At 54.7% G+C, this 17,116-nt stretch carries 16 protein-coding genes; 10 read left to right on the forward strand and 6 right to left on the reverse strand.

Features of this window, described 5'->3' with window-relative positions; all coding sequences use genetic code 11:
* Together WH279_RS05805 and dtnK are read right to left on the reverse strand one after the other, a co-directional pair.
* On the reverse strand, positions 1 to 981 hold the full coding sequence (locus tag WH279_RS05805; RefSeq protein ID WP_339455277.1) for a D-threonate 4-phosphate dehydrogenase: 981 nt from the start codon (positions 979 to 981) through the stop codon (positions 1 to 3).
* Entirely contained in the window at positions 974 to 2,257 is a 1,284-nt protein-coding gene (gene dtnK / locus WH279_RS05810) for a D-threonate kinase (RefSeq protein WP_339455278.1), read from the reverse strand. The genes WH279_RS05805 and dtnK overlap by 8 nt, the downstream gene beginning before the upstream one ends.
* A 229-nt stretch (positions 2,258 to 2,486) precedes the next feature.
* On the opposite strand from dtnK, the gene WH279_RS05815 reads away from it, so the two are divergent.
* The 6 genes from WH279_RS05815 to WH279_RS05840 all read left to right on the forward strand — a co-directional run bounded on the left by WH279_RS05815 (position 2,487) and on the right by WH279_RS05840 (position 8,450).
* Entirely contained in the window at positions 2,487 to 3,635 is a 1,149-nt protein-coding gene (locus tag WH279_RS05815; protein ID WP_339455279.1) for an iron-containing alcohol dehydrogenase, read from the forward strand.
* Positions 3,636 to 3,648: 13 nt separating this feature from the next.
* On the forward strand, positions 3,649 to 4,533 hold the full coding sequence (locus WH279_RS05820; RefSeq protein ID WP_339455323.1) for a dihydrodipicolinate synthase family protein: 885 nt from the start codon (positions 3,649 to 3,651) through the stop codon (positions 4,531 to 4,533).
* 171 nt (positions 4,534 to 4,704) lie between these two features.
* Entirely contained in the window at positions 4,705 to 6,120 is a 1,416-nt protein-coding gene (locus tag WH279_RS05825; RefSeq protein WP_339455280.1) for a sodium:solute symporter family protein, read from the forward strand.
* A 1-nt stretch (position 6,121) separates the two neighbouring features.
* Complete coding sequence (locus WH279_RS05830) at positions 6,122 to 7,303, forward strand: sialidase family protein (RefSeq protein WP_339455281.1); 1,182 nt, start codon at positions 6,122 to 6,124, stop codon at positions 7,301 to 7,303.
* A complete protein-coding gene (locus WH279_RS05835) occupies positions 7,300 to 7,776 on the forward strand; it encodes a YhcH/YjgK/YiaL family protein (protein ID WP_339455282.1) in 477 nt (158 codons plus the stop codon). Before WH279_RS05830 ends, WH279_RS05835 begins: the two co-directional genes overlap by 4 nt.
* On the forward strand, positions 7,773 to 8,450 hold the full coding sequence (locus WH279_RS05840; RefSeq protein WP_339455283.1) for an SDR family NAD(P)-dependent oxidoreductase: 678 nt from the start codon (positions 7,773 to 7,775) through the stop codon (positions 8,448 to 8,450). Before WH279_RS05835 ends, WH279_RS05840 begins: the two co-directional genes overlap by 4 nt.
* 40 nt (positions 8,451 to 8,490) lie before the next feature.
* Here WH279_RS05840 and yacL read toward each other — a convergent pair whose 3' ends face one another.
* Complete coding sequence (gene yacL / locus WH279_RS05845; RefSeq protein ID WP_133842246.1) at positions 8,491 to 8,853, reverse strand: protein YacL; 363 nt, start codon at positions 8,851 to 8,853, stop codon at positions 8,491 to 8,493.
* A 305-nt stretch (positions 8,854 to 9,158) separates the two neighbouring features.
* On the opposite strand from yacL, the gene WH279_RS05850 reads away from it, so the two are divergent.
* The gene (locus WH279_RS05850) at positions 9,159 to 9,491 is read left to right on the forward strand and encodes a type II toxin-antitoxin system RelE/ParE family toxin (RefSeq protein WP_339455284.1); all 333 of its coding nucleotides are present in this window, start codon (positions 9,159 to 9,161) and stop codon (positions 9,489 to 9,491) included.
* Positions 9,488 to 9,760: a helix-turn-helix domain-containing protein gene (locus WH279_RS05855; protein ID WP_339455285.1), complete on the forward strand. Its 273-nt coding sequence runs from the start codon at positions 9,488 to 9,490 to the stop codon at positions 9,758 to 9,760. The genes WH279_RS05850 and WH279_RS05855 overlap by 4 nt, the downstream gene beginning before the upstream one ends.
* Before the next feature lie 51 nt (positions 9,761 to 9,811).
* Here WH279_RS05855 and acnB read toward each other — a convergent pair whose 3' ends face one another.
* The 3 genes from acnB to WH279_RS05870 form a co-directional block, all read right to left on the reverse strand.
* Positions 9,812 to 12,409, reverse strand: a complete 2,598-nt coding sequence (gene acnB / locus WH279_RS05860; protein ID WP_339455286.1) for a bifunctional aconitate hydratase 2/2-methylisocitrate dehydratase — start codon at positions 12,407 to 12,409, stop codon at positions 9,812 to 9,814.
* 485 nt (positions 12,410 to 12,894) lie between these two features.
* Positions 12,895 to 13,107 (reverse strand): transcription antiterminator/RNA stability regulator CspE, encoded by a 213-nt coding sequence (gene cspE / locus WH279_RS05865; protein WP_133842250.1) that lies wholly within the window; start codon positions 13,105 to 13,107, stop codon positions 12,895 to 12,897.
* Between the two features lie 1,181 nt (positions 13,108 to 14,288).
* On the reverse strand, positions 14,289 to 15,293 hold the full coding sequence (locus WH279_RS05870; protein ID WP_339455324.1) for an aldo/keto reductase: 1,005 nt from the start codon (positions 15,291 to 15,293) through the stop codon (positions 14,289 to 14,291).
* 101 nt (positions 15,294 to 15,394) lie between these two features.
* Between WH279_RS05870 and WH279_RS05875 the strand changes: the two genes are divergently transcribed.
* Positions 15,395 to 16,336 carry a LysR family transcriptional regulator gene (locus WH279_RS05875; protein ID WP_339455287.1) on the forward strand — a complete coding sequence of 314 codons (942 nt, stop codon included), beginning with the start codon at positions 15,395 to 15,397 and terminating at the stop codon, positions 16,334 to 16,336.
* Positions 16,333 to 17,115 (forward strand): enoyl-CoA hydratase/isomerase family protein, encoded by a 783-nt coding sequence (locus WH279_RS05880; RefSeq protein ID WP_339455288.1) that lies wholly within the window; start codon positions 16,333 to 16,335, stop codon positions 17,113 to 17,115. The genes WH279_RS05875 and WH279_RS05880 overlap by 4 nt, the downstream gene beginning before the upstream one ends.
* Position 17,116 lies beyond the last annotated feature (1 nt).

A 17,116-nucleotide genomic window follows, 5' to 3' on the forward strand; every position in this document is an offset into this window, starting at 1 on the left:
TTATGCAAGCTGCATCGCTAACTGAATAGAGATCGCCATGCTGGCAGAGTTCGCTTTTCCTGTCCAGGCAATATCAAACGCCGTACCGTGGTCTGCCGAGGTACGGATAAACGGCAGCCCGGCGGTAATATTGACCCCATCGTAAAAGCCCAACAGCTTGAGCGGAATGTGCCCCTGATCGTGATACATCGCGACGACAATATCGTACTGGCCTTCCTGGCACTGCAGGAAAACGGTATCCGGCGGGCACGGCCCGGTCACGTTCAGCCCCTGCGCTTTCATCGCCTGTATCGAGGGAGCGACGATAGTGATCTCTTCATCGCCAAACAGGCCATTTTCACCCGCATGCGGATTCACTCCGGCCACCGCAATACGCGGGTTCTCAAAACCAACGCGCCGGAGGAAGGTATCCGCCATGCCGATCACCGTCTCAACGCGTTCACGCCCCAGGGTATCAAGGAACTGACGCAGCGCAATATGCGTGGTGACGTGGATCACCTTCAGCTTGTCGGTATACAGCACCATCGCGTAATTTTTGCTGTCGGTCAGCTTCGCCAGCAGTTCGGTATGCCCGGGATAAAGATGCCCGGCAGAGTGCAGCGCTTCTTTATTTAACGGGGCGGTGGCAATCGCCTGTACTTCCCCCGCCAGCGCCAGTTCCGTGGCACGTTTAACGCAGCGGTACGCCAGATCACCCGCTTCCGACTGCACCACTCCGGGCTTCAGGGCAGCCGGATCGGTCAGCGGTTCATCGATAACATTGATAATACCAGGGGCGAAGTGAGCATCGGCCACGCGATCCAGCACGCGCAGTTCTGCCTGCGGGGTAATATTCAGGCTCAGCACGCGCCGCAGGGTACTGGCACAGCCCACCACCACTGCCGGAACCCCGGACAGCTCACCGCTGGCCAGTGATTTGATAATGATTTCCGGACCGATACCCGCCGGGTCGCCCATAGTGATCGCAATAATTTTACTCACTCGATTTCTCCTCAATAAAACGAATAACGTCGACCAGGGTGTTTGCATCACCGAAGCCACCGGCTTTGGTCATCACCAGCAAGGGTTCAGTCACATTTAATAAGCGGCCCCAGGGCACACAGCCCGCAATCTGGCCTTGAATCTGGAATCCACTGGCACCCAGCCCGCGCGCCACGGCGATCGCCACGTCACCGCCGGAAAGATACAACCCGCCAGGCTGGGCTTCTGCCAGCACTTCAGCCGTGAGCTGTGCCAGTAGCTGGCAAATTTCTTCACCCAGTTGAGCACGGCTCAGCTGATGTTCTTCACACAGTGCAGCAATCGCTTCACGCTGCCCATTATGCTGGCAGGTGCGGACCACACAGTGCTGCCCGGCGCGCAATGCCTTGGTCACGGTCTGGCGCCAGGTGGAAAGCGATGCCCAGCGCGGGATAGCAAACAGTTCGGCAATATCGATATCCACCAGCGTCACGGGATGCTGCTGCTGAATCCGGTCAATTTGCTGACGGGCGATGTCACTCATCGAGCCCACCACTGCCAGCAGCGGTGACGGGTGGCGATCCACCAGCAACGCCGTCAGAGCATCACTCAGCCCGGCAGCACCGACCAGCAGCGGACGCTGTGCCAGGCGGGACGCTGCCTGCGCAATGCGCTGTAAGTCATCATCGGTTTCTGCATCCACCACCAGCAGCGACGGTGCGCTGTCGGCGGCCTGTTGCATCAGCGCCAGCAACTGTGGCCCGCGAACCTGGGCCAGCGTCAGGCCGCCGCAAGGCAATGTGCTCTGCTCCAATAACCGCCGGGCAATGTTCGCCGTTGTCACCGGCGTTTTCGGGTCGCTGGCAAATTCGGTCTCGGTCAGTCGCAAGCCGTGAATAAAGCACTCACCGTCGCGGGTAATGCGCCCCAGCCGTGGAACCGCCGCAACTACCAGCGCCAGCGATGCACCGCTGGCCAGCAGAGCCGCTTCGGTTTCTGCGCCCAGATTGCCGCGCAGAGTGGAATCCATCTTCTTAAACAGCCAGCCTTCGCGGGCAATCGGCGACCAGTGCATCAGCGCGCGATGCACCCGCTCTGCAGCATCCTGGGCAGAGAGCGCGCGGCTGTCCGTGCTGACCACCCAGACGTCGGCCTGCTCGTCACCACGCGGTGACTGGCTGTCAAAAAGCACATTCACCCGCGCTCCCGCTCTGGCCAGCCCGCTGCCCGCATCATTGGCCCCGGTAAAATCATCCGCAATCACCAGTACCGGCGTTTGCCATTTACGCTGCGTCATCGCCACTCCTGTACGGAACATTGAGGTGCCTGTCTGTGAAGAGAGGGTCAGGACACCACTCATTATCTGAATATGATTATATTCAATCACATTTGATTAAATGTGAGCAAGTTCAAATTAATCAGAATCAATATGCCCTATAAATTACCCATCAAAGTCGGAAAGTCCTTACAAATGACGAAATGCAATCACCCGCAACTGAAAGCGGTGTGATGAGGAGAAATCAGGCATGAACATAAACAGTACCGTGATCGCGGGTTACCAGACACTCAATGACATTGGCTACCTGTTAAAAGATAAGCCGCGTGTTTTGCTGGTCACCGATAAGAATATTGCAGCGATCCCGGCAGTGCAGACGCTGACTGAGCAGGTGCGCCGTCAGGTCTCAACCTTACATACCGTCAGCAATGTGCCACCCGAGCCGAGCCAGCATGATGTAGCAGAGATCCTCGCCGGCCTGGCCTCGCGCGATGTGGATCTGGTGATTGGCGTAGGCGGTGGCAGCGTGCTGGACGTGGCAAAACTGCTGTCGGTGCTGTGCGTTGAGAATGCACCCACGCTGGAGGCCCTGCTGGCCGGAGAGAAACCTCAGAGACGCACCCCCTCGCTGTTGATCCCGACCACTGCAGGTACGGGGTCAGAAGCCACGCCAAATGCCATTCTGGCCATCCCGGAAAAAGAGACGAAAGTCGGCATTATCTCCCCGGTGATGCTGCCGGACTATGTGATTCTGGCCCCGGAACTGACCACCAGCATGCCGGCACATATTGCATCTTCAACCGGGATTGATGCGCTCTGCCACCTGATTGAGTGCTTTACCGCGACGGTGTCAAACCCGGTGAGTGACAACTACGCGCTGATCGGGATGAAGAAGCTGTTTGCCAGCCTGGAAACCACCGTGGCTGAACCCGGCAACCTGGAGGCCCGACTGAATATGCTGTGGGCATCTTATTACGGCGGTGCGGCCATCGCCCATGCCGGGACTCATCTGGTGCACGCCATGTCCTACCCGCTGGGCGGCAAATATCACCTGCCGCACGGCGTGGCGAACGCCATTCTGCTCGCTCCCTGCATGCGCTTTGTGCGCCCGGCGGCGGTAAGCAAATTCGCCGAAGTCTACGACCTGTTGCCTGAGGCTAACCCGCAGCTCAACGCGGATGAGAAGTCTCACGCACTGGTGGATTACTTCGCGGCCCTGGTCCAGCGACTGAAGCTGCCTGCCAGCCTCGACGAGCTGGGGATCACCTCAGAACACCTGCCTTATTTAGTGGAAGCGGCACTCGATGTGCAGCGCCTGATGAAAAATGTCCCGGCACCGGTGAGCGCAAACGACGTGCGTAACGTGTACCTGACGCTATTTCCGGCACTGAATCACTAACAGAGAGATTATGATGAGCAAAATTATTCGGGGCGTACTGACCGCCATCGTCACGCCTTTCGATCACGACGGTGCCTATGCTGAAGCAGCCATGCGCCGTCAGGTGCAGCGCCAGCTGGCCGCCGGAAACGGTATTTTCTGCGGCGGCACCAACGGTGAGTTCTTCGTATTAAACGAACAGGAAAAGCTGGCCGTGACGGCCACCTGCGTCGACGAAGTGGCAGGAAAAGCCAGTGTGGTGGCGCACGTCGGCGAAATTTCCACACGCGACACCATTCGCCTCGGTAAACAGGTTGCCGCGCTGGGTGCGGATGCCGTGTCGGTGATCACTCCCTACTTTGTCCCACTCAAACAGTCAGAGCTGATCGCCCACTACACCGCAGTGGCCAATGCACTGACGGTGCCGGTGTTTCTCTACAACATCCCGGCGCGTACTGGCAATACCTTACAGCCAGAAACCGTTCGCCAGCTGGCCGCCCACCCCAACATTATCGGCATCAAAGACAGCGCAGGCAGCTATGAAAGCCTGAGCGGCTTCCTGAAAGCGGCCGAAGGCATTGATCACTTTAACGTGCTGAACGGTCCGGACTCGTTGATCCATCAGGGTTTCGTCGACGGCTGTTCGGCCTGTATTTCCGGCCTGGCTAACGTTGCACCGCAAGAGATCAACGCCATCTGGTCGCACTTCCACGCGGGCGATATCGCGGCCTCACGCAAAGCCCAGGAGAACGTCACCGGACTGCGTACCGACCTCTATGCCGTGGCCTTCTCACCCGCAGCGGTGAAAAAAGCCGTGGCACTGATGGGCTTTGACGTGGGCGACAGCCGCTACGCGGTGCAGTTTAGCGCGGAAGAAGAGCAAAAAATTCGCCAGATCGTTAACCAGTATCTTCAATAATTTTCCGGCAGCGGCATTACGGTGCCACCTGCTCTGACTCAATCAGACACTAACAGCAATACAGGCACACCTTCCTGTGAGGTGTGCATCGCTCTCTTTTGCCTTTGTACCCTACTGAAGCGCCACAAGAGCCTGAAGGCCAGCGCGCTTTTTACAACTTAAGAGGTTGTTATGAAAGAATTTACCACGCAAGGTACGCTGATCATCGTCGGGATGGTGCTGGTGTACATTCTGTTTACCAGTTGGCTGACCTGGCGACTGCGCAGTAAAACCTCCGGTGAACATATGGAAGGCGCACGCGCGATGCCCGCGTTTATCGTCGGCATCCTGCTGATGTCGGAATATATCGGTGCCAAGTCCACCATTGGTACCGCACAGGCGGCGTTCGAAGATGGCTTCGCGGCCTCCTGGTCGGTAATTGGTGCCGCCATTGGCTTCCCGATTTTCGGTCTGCTGCTGGTAAAACGCATCTACAACACCGGAAAAATTACTATCTCTGGTGCCATTGCCGAGAAGTACGGCAACACAACTAAATGCATTATCTCGCTGATTATGATCTACGCCCTGCTGCTGGTGAACGTGGGTAACTACGTCAGCGGCGCGGCGGCGATCTCAACCGTCTTGAAAGTGAATCTGCCGGTGGCAGCCTTTATTACCGCCATTGTCAGCACCTTCTACTTTGCCTTTGGCGGCATGAAGGGAATGGCCTGGGTCACGATGCTGCACAGCGGCCTGAAGTACATTGGTATTCTGATTATTCTCGGCGTGGCACTGAAGATGACCGGCGGTATTACGCCCATGGTTGAGAAAATGCCGTCGTTCTACTGGACCTGGGATGGTCACGTCGGTGCCAGCACGATCATGGCGTGGCTGATCGGGACTATCGGTTCGATCTTCTGTACCCAGTTCGTGATCCAGGCGATCTCCTCCACCAAAAGCCCGGCCTCTGCGCGCCGTGCCACCTGGGTGGCCTTCTTCTTCTGTCTGCCGATTGGCCTGGCGATTGCGGTGATTGGCGTCGCGGCCAAGTTTCTGCATCCGGATATCAACAGTCTGTATGCCCTGCCCGTGTTCTTACAGGATATGAGCCCGTGGCTGGCGGGCGTGGTTACCACGTCGCTGGTGGCGTCGATCTTCGTCAGCGTCAGTACGGTAGCGCTGGCGATTGCATCGCTGATTGTGAAGGACTTCTATGTGCCGATGCGTAACCCAACGCCAGAGCGCGAGTTCAAAATGACGCGCTGGCTGTCGCTGGCCATCGGTTTTGCCCCGCTGATTTTTGTGCTGCTGGTGCCGGAAGTGCTGAAGCTGTCGTTCTTCACCCGCGCTATCCGTCTGTCGATTTCCGTGGTGGCGATTATCGCCTTCTACCTGCCGATGTTCAAAAGTGCGCGCGGCGCAAACTGGGGGCTGATTGGCTCCTGCGTCGTGACCTCGATCTGGTTTGTCATGGGTGACCCGTTCGGCATCAATAATATGTACATCGCCCTGATTGTTCCGGCGCTGGTGATGGTGATTGATCGCATGATCCCATCGCGGGACAGCCATAAAAAAACCGCACACCAAATTCAAAAAAGTGGAGCCTGATATGACACTGGAAACGCTCACCGTAGAACGTAACGGCATTATCGCTACCGAGGGTGACAGGCAGCAGGCAATGCTGCCGTCATCCTGCCCGCAAAATCATGCGGCTAACCTGCTGCCGTTGCCGGATGGCGATGTGCTCTGCGTATGGTTTGGTGGTACTCAGGAAGGGATCGCCGATATTTCTGTCTGGTGCTCACGCCTGGAGAAAGGGAGCGAGCGCTGGTCCGACGCGGTAAAACTCTCGGACGACCCGACCCGCTCGGAGCAGAACCCGGTACTGTTCCTCGACCCGGACAACGTGCTGTGGCTGCTGTACACCGCGCAAAAGTCCGGCAATCAGGATACGGCAATTGTGCGCTACCGCCAGTCAACGGACTTCGGCCAGAGCTGGGGGCCGATTGCCACGCTGCTCGACCAGCCCGGCACCTTTATCCGTCAGCCAGTAGTCGTGCTGGCTAACGGCGACTGGCTGCTGCCGGTGTTCTACTGCCGTACACAACCGGGTGAAAAATGGGTGGGCAATAATGACGACAGCGCGGTGAAAATCTCGCGGGATAAAGGCAAAAACTGGCACGATGTGGCCGTGCCGGACAGCACCGGCTGCGTGCATATGAATATTACACTGCTGAAGGATGGCTCGCTGCTGGCGCTGTATCGCAGCCGCTGGGCAGATCATATCTATCAAAGCCGGTCCAACGACGGCGGGCAAAGCTGGTCTGCCCCGCAGGCCACCGAACTGCCAAACAATAACTCGTCCATTCAGGTGACCACACTGGCGAACGGTGACCTGGCGCTGGTGTTTAACGCCATGAGTGCCGAAGGGGCCAGCGAACGCCGCACCTCACTGTATGACGAAATTGAAGATGAAGAAGATGACGTGGCGGTCGCCGCCGAACCGGTGATCCACAACGGTAAAACCGCCTTCTGGGGAGCACCACGTGCCCCCATGACGCTGGCGATTTCACGTGATGGCGGAAAAAGCTGGCCGTTCCGGCGTAATCTGGATGAAGGCGACGGCTACTGCATGACGAATAATTCGCAGCAGAAGCTGAACCGTGAGTTCTCCTACCCCAGCATTAAGCAGGGGCTGAACGGGGAACTGCATATTGCCTACACCTATTTCCGCCAGGCGATTAAATATGTGCGTGTGGAAGAGGAATGGGTGACAGGAGATCGCCGATGATCGCCGGTAACCTCAACCATCTGACGCTGGCTACCCTGCCTGCATCGCTGTTTCAACTGCTGGCGCAGCCCCGACACAGTCTGGCGGCACTGAGTGCGCTGCCCGACGGACGATGGCAGCCGGAGGGGGCTGCCTGGTTCTGTCATATCGGCTCACAGCAGAGTGCACCAGCGGTCACGCGCCATACCGAGTTTCACCGGGAATATCTCGATATTCAGATCGTACTGACGGGCGAGGAGGTTATCCGCTTCGGGCTAACCGATGCACGCCCGACGGGCGGTGAAGAACGTAAAGCGGATCTGTATATCGTCGCCGATCCGCAGCTGACGCAGCAGGTCCATCTGCGCCCCGGCGACTTTGTGACGTTTGCACCAGGCGAAGCGCATCAGGCACTGTGCGCCATCGGGCAACCGATGATGGTCCGCAAGGCGGTTTTCAAGATCCCTGTGGGAATGCTGGAGGGCCAGCCATGAGCCGTCATGCGCTGGTGACCGGCGCCAGTTCAGGCATTGGGGCGGCGATTGTCGATCATCTGTTAAAGCAGGGCTGGCAGGTGACAGGATTAAGCCGCAGCCACATTGAACATGATAACCCGCAGTTTCGGTCTGTCAGCGTGGACCTGTTCGACAATGCCGCGCTGGCCCGGGTACTTGCCGGGATGGAGACACCGCAGGCCATTGTTCACGCGGCCGGGATGATGAAAGCGGCATTGCTGGGGGAGCTGGATGTCACGGCCAGCCAGCAGCTGTGGCAGCTGCATATTGCCGTGGCGGAAACGCTGGCCAATACCTTTGTGCCGCATATGCGCAGCGGTGGGCGCATCGTGCTACTGGGCAGCCGCACGTCACGCGGGGCAGCAGGCCGTAGTCAGTATGTCGCCACCAAATCGGCCATGATAGGTATGGTTCGCAGTTGGGCAGCAGAGCTGGCACCACGTGGGCTGACGGCCAATATCGTTGCGCCTGGCGCCACACAGACACCGATGCTGAACAGCCCCGGACGCGAAGGTTCGCCGCCAAAACTGCCACCCATCGGCCGCTTTATTCAGCCGCAGGAAGTTGCCGAACTGGTGGGCTATCTGCTGTCACCTGCCGCCGCCGCCATTACCGGGCAGGAGCTGGTAATGTGCGGTGGAGCATCGTTATAAACCGGACATGCCCTCGCCCAGCAGGGCTTGGGCATGGTCGTTAACGCCCCTGTAAAAATTCCCGGTAGGCGGCAATCACGGCCAGAAAGTCTTCCACTCCGCAGAATGACAGGCTCTCTTCATCGTAGTAATTCATCCCCTCTTCCATCTCATCGCCTTCGAAGTTGAGCTGGTTTGAACGGATCATCACTTCTTCTTCATCCAGCAACAGCGTGTACTCTTTGCCCACGCGCTGCCACTGACGCACGCTGCCTTTGACATCTTCGGCAGCCGCTTCGACCTCATCCAGCAGGGTGAGGTCTTCATTCACTTCATCATTAAACCAGTGACCGACGGCTTCGTGGCCCATCGTCATGCGAACCTTCACACCACCGGTGATATCTCTTAAAAATTCATATTCCATCGCGCTTTCCTCCCGGTCAGCCTGCTCACAGGCTCAACCACATTTTGCGCGTCTGCCGCGACAATACTGAGCTTTGGCGCGCATTATCGCAGCCCGGCGCGGGAAAAGCAGGAGGTTTTACGTAGCGCTTTCCAATATTGATAACGGAACAGTAAAAATACTGGCCTGTCCGCTTTTCCCCATGGCATGTTCTGCCCGGCACAACGGAAATTCCCGTTCACCGATAACACAAAATTACGTAATCACGGAAAAACAGTTGCTTAAAATTACGTAATTCCGTAAATTCATCAACAGGGAAGAATCGAATGAAAAAGATCTGTTTTCTTGGTAGCTCGCTGAGCGACCTTAAACGCTTTCCCAGGAATGTGATGCATGATGCGGGTTATCAACTCGCTCAGCTACAGGCGGGTGCGACACCCGCAGATTTTAAATCACTGGCTGCTGTTGCCAGTGGGGTGTGGGAATTGCGAATACATGATGGTGACAGCGGGACATTTCGCGTGGTCTATGTGTCAAAGCTCCGCGATGCCATCTATGTACTGCATGCTTTCCATAAGAAAACGCTCAAGACCAGCCCGCAGGATGTGGCACTGATCCGCCAGCGTTATCAGCAACTGATACAGGAGTTCAGCTCATGATCCAGCGTTTCGACAGTGTCTGGGATGCCCTTGCCGACACCCCGAAAGAGGCCGCACAGCTCAAAGCACGCTCACAATTACTGATGGCTTTGCAGGAAAAAATTGACGGCATGCCGCTCAAAGAAGCCTCCGTACTGCTCGGCGTCACCGTCTCACGTATTTCCGAAATTCGTAGCGGAAAGTTTCATCTTTTCAGTCTGGATAAACTCGTCATACTGCTTGCCAAAGCCGGCTATCAAGTGAAGTTCGAGATTGCGGCTATCCACTGAGCACATAAAAAAACCGGGCACTTGGCCCGGTTTCTTAACGCGCACTGAAGATTAAACCGCAGTCTGGAAAATCACGCTATCGGCTTTGTCGGTGTATTGACTCAGCTGGTCGAAGTTCAGATAACGATAGGTATCCACAGCGGTTTTATCCACCTGGCCCATAAACGTCAGATACTCTTCCGGCGTTGGCAGTTTACCCAGCAGAGAAGCTACCGCGGACAGCTCAGCAGACGCCAGGTACACATTTGCCCCCGTTCCCAGACGGTTCGGGAAGTTACGTGTGGAGGTCGATACCACCGTTGCGCCATCTGCCACACGCGCCTGGTTACCCATGCACAGTGAACAGCCTGGGATCTCAATGCGCGCGCCGCTCTTACCGAATACGCTGTAGTAGCCTTCCTCAGTCAGCTGTGCCGCATCCATCTTGGTTGGCGGAGCCACCCAAAGACGCGTCGGCAGCTGGCCTTTATGCGCATCCAGCAGTTTCCCAGCCGCACGGAAGTGACCGATGTTGGTCATGCAGGAACCGATAAAGACTTCATCGATTTTTGTGCCCTGCACATCAGACAGTAGACGAGCATCATCCGGGTCGTTCGGCGCACACAGAATTGGCTCTTTAATATCTGCCAGATCGATATCGATCACCGCAGCGTACTCTGCATCCGCATCGCCTTCCAGCAGCTGCGGATCGGCCAGCCATTTTTCCATGCCCTGAATACGGCGTTCAAGCGTACGACGATCGCCATAGCCCTCAGAGATCATCCACTTCAGCAGGACAATGTTCGAGTTCAGATACTCAATGATCGGATCTTTGCTCAGTTTGATAGAACAACCGGCGGCAGAACGTTCAGCGGATGCATCTGACAATTCAAATGCCTGCTCAACCTTAAGATCCGGCAAACCTTCAATTTCCAGAATGCGGCCAGAGAAGATGTTTTTCTTCCCTTTTTTCTCAACGGTCAGCAGGCCAGCTTTGATGGCATACAGTGGGATCGCATGCACCAGATCACGCAGAGTGATCCCCGGCTGCATCTTACCTTTGAAGCGCACCAGAACTGACTCAGGCATGTCCAGTGGCATCACGCCAGTCGCAGCGGCAAAGGCCACCAGACCTGACCCCGCAGGGAAGGAGATACCAATAGGGAAACGGGTGTGAGAGTCACCACCGGTACCCACGGTGTCCGGCAGCAGCATACGGTTCAGCCAGCTGTGAATAATGCCATCACCTGGGCGCAGCGACACGCCGCCACGGTTCATAATGAAGTCAGGCAGCGTATGATGCGTGGTCACATCGACCGGCTTTGGATAAGCCGCAGTATGGCAGAAGGACTGCATCACCAGATCCGCAGAGAAGCCGAGGCAGGCGAGATCTTTCAGTTCATCACGGGTCATTGGACCGGTGGTGTCCTGCGAGCCAACCGAGGTCATTTTGGGTTCGCAGTAGGCGCCAGGGCGCACACCGTCAACGCCACATGCACGGCCGACCATTTTCTGCGCCAGTGAGAAACCACGGGTGCTGGCCGCCACATCTCTCGCCTGCTCGAACACATCACTGTGCGGCAGATTCAGCGATTCACGGGCTTTCGTGGTCAAACCACGGCCGATGATCAGTGGAATACGGCCACCCGCACGAACTTCATCCAACAGTACGTTAGTTTTCAGTTCAAAGTTAGCCAGCACTTCGTCGGTGTCGTGATTGCGGACTTCACCTTTATACGGATAGATGTCGATGACGTCGCCCATATTCAGACGGTCAACATCGACTTCAATCGGCAGTGCGCCCGCATCTTCCATCGTGTTAAAGAAGATAGGTGCGATTTTACCGCCGAGGCAGACGCCACCGCCCTTCTTGTTCGGCACGTAAGGAATATCATCGCCCATAAACCACAGCACCGAGTTGGTGGCGGATTTACGCGAAGAACCTGTACCGACCACATCACCAACGTAGGTCAGTGGGAAGCCTTTTGCCTGTAATGCTTCGATCTGTTTGATCGGGCCTACGTTACCCGCATCGTCGGGTTCGATACCTTCACGGGCGTTTTTCAACATCGCCAGCGCGTGCAGTGGAATATCCGGACGAGACCATGCATCCGGCGCCGGAGAGAGGTCGTCGGTATTGGTTTCGCCGGTCACTTTAAACACGGTTACAGTGATTTTTTCGGCAAGTTTAGGACGCTTCAGGAACCACTCGGCATCGGCCCACGACTGAATAATTTTTTTCGCGTGTGGGTTACCTGCTTTGGATTTTTCTTCAACATCGTAGAAATTGTCGAACATCAGCAGCGTGTGGGACAGCGCTTCAGCGGCGATCGGTGCCAGCTTTTCATCGTCAAGTGCTTCAATCAGCGCATGGATGTTATAGCCGCCCTGCATGGTGCCCAGCAGTTTGATTGCCAGTTCAGGAGTAACCAGAGGAGAAGTTGTTTCGCCTTTCGCGACAGCAGCCAGGAAACCCGCTTTGACATACGCCGCTTCGTCAACGCCCGGCGGCACTCGATTGATTAACAGATCGGACAGAAATTCTTCTTCACCCGCAGGAGGGGCTTTTAGCAGTTCAACCAGCGCGGCCATTTGGGAAGCATCTAACGGTTTTGGAACAATCCCCTGGGCAGCACGCTCGGCAACGTGCTTACGGTATTCTTCTAGCACGACGTTCTCCTCGCTCTCATTGTATTTAGCATCCCGGGCTACCTGAGTTCACCGCAAAGTGAAAACCATCCATGTGTAGGGTAAGGTGCCCGGTTCCGCGAGGGCCAGCATAGCAGGATTTCGGTTGCGTGTTAATCCGTTTACAAAAAAGCAACATCAATAGCCTGACAGTTTTTATGGGCAAAAAAGCCTTTTTCCAGCGTTTTTAGCTGCTTTTTTTACATGATCATATGGGTTGTTCTTCACTTGCGACTAAAAAACCGCATTCCTGCCGCACAGCAATCTCCCGCTACTACCTGTGGAAATAAATGCAGCTTATTTTAAACAGCGGTTCGATGACTTATGGAGAGGGGCACACAGGGGATATTTTTTGCGGGGAGAAAAACAAAAAAAGCCGCACTTGGCGGCTTTTTTTATCACTAACACATCACTGCTCAGGCTAATGCCCTCATCGCTGTCGTCGGTGTTAGCGAGATTATCGCAAATTACAGAGCGATAACGTTTACAGCTGATGGACCTTTAGCGCCGTTCTCGATAGAGAACTCAACTTTCTGGCCTTCATCTAAGGTTTTGAAATCGCTGCTCTGGATAGCAGAGAAATGTACGAATACATCTTTGCTGCCGTCTGCTGGAGTGATGAAACCGAAGCCTTTATCAGCGTTAAACCATTTTACTAAACCAGTCATTTTGTTAGACATAGATATTTCCTTTCAATTTTTGAGCCACTTAACATGGCGAACATGGCCTGTTCATCAGATTTAAACTTATGGGCACTTAGGAGGAGGCTCTCGATGAAGGGATATCTTTGATAACACTTGTACTGAGGACTGCTTTACTAAAACTGCTTTCATAAGGTCTGTATTCCAAACCGATGAGGCATAGTAGACCGGATAAGACTCAACAAGCAAGGATTCATTTCACTTATATTTTTTGAACTTTATGGTTCTCGTCTGGTCTGGGGTTGTACTGAAGGATAAGTGCTCATGTGGGTAAGCTCATGAAAATGTCACCAGGCTTAAATGATAAAAGCCCTGACAGAGATTGCCAGGGCTTTTAAGGTACTGCTAACTCAAACTTTAACATTAATGAACTTAACGAGTAATGACTTCTATTAGTACTTCGTCAAATGTACGTGTTTATTACGGATAGTATAAGTGACTAAGATTCTAGCTTACCTCCATAAATGACAGTTAACATCATCATGCCTGTCGAAAGACATGGCCGGTTAAACAAGTACACACCCAACGCGACGTAGACTCTTTGATACGTGGCTTGACTTCCATTGTGATTTATTAGCACACATCACAACATTCAGACTCGCTTATATCGGTAAAACATAGCCTTATGTCATCGCGCTTACGTTCCCACCCTGCGATTTCGCAACTGACTGCGTGGCCTTAAGCATCATCGAAGCGAGTGGATAACAATAACTAAACTCACAACGACTCTCCCATACAAAAATACTTCGTGACCTTCATCGCAAAATAAACATTAAACTTTATCTGACACAACCCGGTAATATTCCCGTGCTGTGAGTTCTAATCTACTGCTTTAAAAACAAGAGTCAATACTGTTTTTAATGCCATGTGATTATTATCAGTGTTTATCACCTCCATTGTCAGGCAAGGAGAAAATCTGGTGATATAAACGCCAACTGTCCGCCAAACCCGGCAGAAATCATTATAAATGGGCAAAAAAACAAGGTAAAAATCAATATCCATGCCAAGAAAGACATTACTCGAAAATAAATAAGGCTACGTTCAACTTTTTTCCTGCACGTATTTTTAACATGCACATGCGTCAGTCAACGCGTGGCCCTTCAGGATTGCCAAACAGCAAACCCTGCGCCCACGGCTGACGTTATCGACGTGATAAATGCTTAGCGGGGTAAATCGCTTTCCACCAGCGTAAGCTCCTGTGCCGTATAGCGTTCACCGATAATATTCTCCGCCACAAACAAGCGATCGAGCAGTGCCAGGTCATCCTCTGCCAGACGGATATCGACGGCACGGCAATTATCTTCCAGATGGGGAATTTTACTGGCACCAGGAACAGGCACAATGTTCTCCCCTTTCGCCAGCACCCAGGCCAGCGCCATCTGCGCCGCGCTACAGCTATAGCCGTAAGCCACGTCTTTTAGCTGCTCGACTAACAAAAGATTGTGGGCCAGCGCCTCTTTCTGGAAACGCGGCAGATAATGACGGAAATCATCGGCTGCCAACACGGGAAGCTTTCCTGAAAGGAAACCTCGGCCCAATGGACTGTAAGGGACAAAACCGATGCCAAGTTGACGACAGGTTGAGAGCAAGCAGTGTTCAGGCTCGCGTGACCACAACGAATACTCACTCTGCACGGCGGTAATGGGATGCACCGCATGTGCACGCTGCAATGTTTCGCTGGAAATTTCTGACAAACCCAGGTGCAGAACTTTCCCCTCACGTACCAGGTCGGCCATTGTTCCCACCACGTCCTCCACTGCTACGCTCGGGTCGAGGCGGTGTTGATAGTAGAGGTCAATCACTTCTACCCCCAGGCGCTGTAAGGATGCCTCTACCGAGGCACGAATATTTTCAGGCTGGCTGTTCACGCCTTTAATACGTTCCCAGCCTTCCCCCTCATCCGTGATATGAAAACCAAATTTGGTAGCGATCTTTACTTTACCCGCGTGACCTTTCAGTGCTTTTCCAATCAGAGACTCGTTGGTGAACGGCCCGTAAACTTCCGCAGTATCAAGGAAATCTATGCCCAGATCGAAGGCGCGATGCAGCGTTTTGATCATCTGCTGTTCATCGCCCGGCTGCCCGTAGGCAAAACTCATTCCCATGCATCCCAGACCGAGAGCGGAAACGTGAAAATGTTCACTGCCCAATGTTCTTTGTTTCATCATTTTTATCCCGTTGATTAGCGACAATGTCGTTATACTTTCCCCGGTTAAAATCAACAATTGACGCTGATTAAGCGCTTTAATGAAAAATAATCATCAATATGAAAAATCGCACTACGCTACAGGAATTAGAGATCTTCGCTGCCATCGCCCGCCATCTCAATTTCCGCAAGGCGGCGGAGGAGCGTAACGTCACACCTTCGACGTTGAGTCATACCCTCACAAATCTGGAGCAGCGTATCGGTTTGCGGCTCCTGAACCGCACCACGCGCAGCGTATCGTTAACTGAGGCGGGTCGTGCTTTTCTGTCGCGTATTGAACCGGCACTGGTCGATTTGTCCAGTGCGGTGGATGAGTTGAACACCTGGCGTGCCGATCCGCGTGGCACACTGCGTCTCAATATGCCGCGCAATGCGGAAGCCCTTGCTCTGCACCCTGTATTGCTGCCGTTCCGCCAGCAGTATCCCGACATTGCCCTGGAGATAGCCACCAGCGATGGCTTTGTGAACATCGTGGAAGAGGGTTTTGATGCCGGTGTACGTTTTGGCAACGTCATTCCGCAGAATATGGTGGCGATCCCCTTCGGCATGCCCGTCACTGGCGCAGTGATTGCCAGCCCGGCGTTTGTTGCCCGTCACGGTGCGCCGCAGCATCCGGATGAACTGCCAGATTATCCCTGTATCCAGCGGCGTTTTCCCAGCGGGATGCAATATAAATGGGAGTTCCAGGTGCAAAGCAAATTGAAGGAGATTGCGGTCAACGGCAATCTGACACTGGATAACGATCAGATGATGATTCAGGCCGCACAAGCCGGGGCCGGCATCGCCTTTGTGCTGCGTAACCTGAGTGAAAGCGCGCTGGCAAGCGGGGAACTGGTGGAGCTGCTGACTGACTATGTGGCGCCAGCTGAAAGTTTCTGGCTCTATTATCCCAGCCGTAAATACCACTCCGCCGCGATGCGCTGCTTTATTGAGTGGATACAACAGGCCAATCGCGGCGTGATACACTCAAATTCCTTGCTGAATCACGCTGAGCCACGATGAATAGCGAACAACCGAATACGCAACTGGTCCGCTGCGACCGCCCCATCCCACACGTTGCGCGCCTGACGCTGCATCGCCCCACTGCGCGCAATGCCTATAACGCCGTGATGATTAGCGAGCTGGAACAGTGCCTGAACTGGTGCGAACAGCAGGCCGATATCCGTACCGTGATCCTTACCGGCAGCGGCACGGTGTTTTGCAGTGGAGCCGATCTTGAGGAGGCCTTCACCGACGGTGGCAAAGGTCTGATCAATTCGCACGGTGGGTTTAACCCGTTGCAACATCTGCCACGGCGCAAAATCTGGATAGCGGCGCTGAATGGTCATGCCTTTGGTGGCGGGCTGGAACTGGCGCTGGAATGTGATTTTATTATTGCTGCTAAACAGGTAAAAATCGCACTCCCCGAAGTGAAGTACGGTCTGCTACCGCTCGGCGGTGCCATCGACCAACTGGCAACACGCCTGCCTGCCAATGTTGCACGTGAGATGTTGCTGATCGGTGACCCCATGGACGCGCAGCGTGCGCTGGCACTGGGCCTGTTTTACCAGGTTGCCGCAGCGGAAGACCTTCTGGAAAACGCACTGACGCTGGCTGCCAGCCTCAACCGCAACGCGCCGCTGGCCGTTCAGGCCTGTAACGCCCTGCTGAAAGAAGCCTACATGAAGGATCTGCGCCAGAGCAGCGCTACGGAGCTTCAGCAGTTGCAGGCAAGCCTGGATTATCAGGAAAGCCTGCTTGCCTTCAGCGAAAAGCGCGCTCCGCAGTGGCGCGGAAAATAGG

This window comes from Erwinia sp. MYb375, from assembly GCF_037479175.1.
GTDB lineage: Bacteria > Pseudomonadota > Gammaproteobacteria > Enterobacterales > Enterobacteriaceae > Erwinia > Erwinia rhapontici.

What these genes read in the sequence shown, in the direction of transcription:
- dtnK (WP_339455278.1), bottom strand. Translation starts at nt 2,257, where the DNA reads ATGACGCAGCGTAAATGGCAAACGCCGGTACTGGTGATTGCGGATGAT.
- WH279_RS05815 (WP_339455279.1), top strand. Translation starts at nt 2,487, where the DNA reads ATGAACATAAACAGTACCGTGATCGCGGGTTACCAGACACTCAATGAC.
- WH279_RS05820 (WP_339455323.1), top strand. Translation starts at nt 3,649, where the DNA reads ATGAGCAAAATTATTCGGGGCGTACTGACCGCCATCGTCACGCCTTTC.
- WH279_RS05825 (WP_339455280.1), top strand. Translation starts at nt 4,705, where the DNA reads ATGAAAGAATTTACCACGCAAGGTACGCTGATCATCGTCGGGATGGTG.
- WH279_RS05830 (WP_339455281.1), top strand. Translation starts at nt 6,122, where the DNA reads ATGACACTGGAAACGCTCACCGTAGAACGTAACGGCATTATCGCTACC.
- WH279_RS05835 (WP_339455282.1), top strand. Translation starts at nt 7,300, where the DNA reads ATGATCGCCGGTAACCTCAACCATCTGACGCTGGCTACCCTGCCTGCA.
- WH279_RS05840 (WP_339455283.1), top strand. Translation starts at nt 7,773, where the DNA reads ATGAGCCGTCATGCGCTGGTGACCGGCGCCAGTTCAGGCATTGGGGCG.
- yacL (WP_133842246.1), bottom strand. Translation starts at nt 8,853, where the DNA reads ATGGAATATGAATTTTTAAGAGATATCACCGGTGGTGTGAAGGTTCGC.
- WH279_RS05850 (WP_339455284.1), top strand. Translation starts at nt 9,159, where the DNA reads ATGAAAAAGATCTGTTTTCTTGGTAGCTCGCTGAGCGACCTTAAACGC.
- WH279_RS05855 (WP_339455285.1), top strand. Translation starts at nt 9,488, where the DNA reads ATGATCCAGCGTTTCGACAGTGTCTGGGATGCCCTTGCCGACACCCCG.
- cspE (WP_133842250.1), bottom strand. Translation starts at nt 13,107, where the DNA reads ATGTCTAACAAAATGACTGGTTTAGTAAAATGGTTTAACGCTGATAAA.
- WH279_RS05870 (WP_339455324.1), bottom strand. Translation starts at nt 15,293, where the DNA reads ATGAAACAAAGAACATTGGGCAGTGAACATTTTCACGTTTCCGCTCTC.
- WH279_RS05875 (WP_339455287.1), top strand. Translation starts at nt 15,395, where the DNA reads ATGAAAAATCGCACTACGCTACAGGAATTAGAGATCTTCGCTGCCATC.
- WH279_RS05880 (WP_339455288.1), top strand. Translation starts at nt 16,333, where the DNA reads ATGAATAGCGAACAACCGAATACGCAACTGGTCCGCTGCGACCGCCCC.